The 234-nt window shown below is 54.3% G+C and carries 1 pseudogene; it reads left to right on the top strand.

Annotation, left to right across the window (positions count from 1 at the left end):
* Positions 1-225 (top strand): annotated as a pseudogene (locus EXE42_RS20010) (hypothetical protein); the annotation flags it as partial.
* Between the last annotated feature and the right edge of the window lie 9 nt (positions 226-234).

Below are 234 nucleotides of genomic sequence, written 5' to 3'. Positions count from 1 at the left end.
GCAACACATCTGTATGCTGGTGTTATAGAGGGAGCGCCGCCAGTACTTCTTGCTGGTGTTGGCTTCATCGGGGGAATGCTCCTGTACGCACGAGGTGTCCGTCGCCATGGTCTCGCTATCGCCGCGATTCCGTATACAGCTGTCCAGATCCCATTGTGGTATATTGCCAAGGCGGGGAACTTCACCCTCGTTGGGTATGTCGATAAGATCGTTCTGCTCTGTTGAATCCGCAGA

The organism is Halorubrum sp. SP3, from assembly GCF_005435195.1.
Classification (GTDB): Archaea; Halobacteriota; Halobacteria; order Halobacteriales; family Haloferacaceae; genus Halorubrum; species Halorubrum sodomense.
The sequence above is the reverse complement of the archived record's forward strand: the minus strand, read 5'-3'. Positions and strand labels throughout refer to the sequence as shown.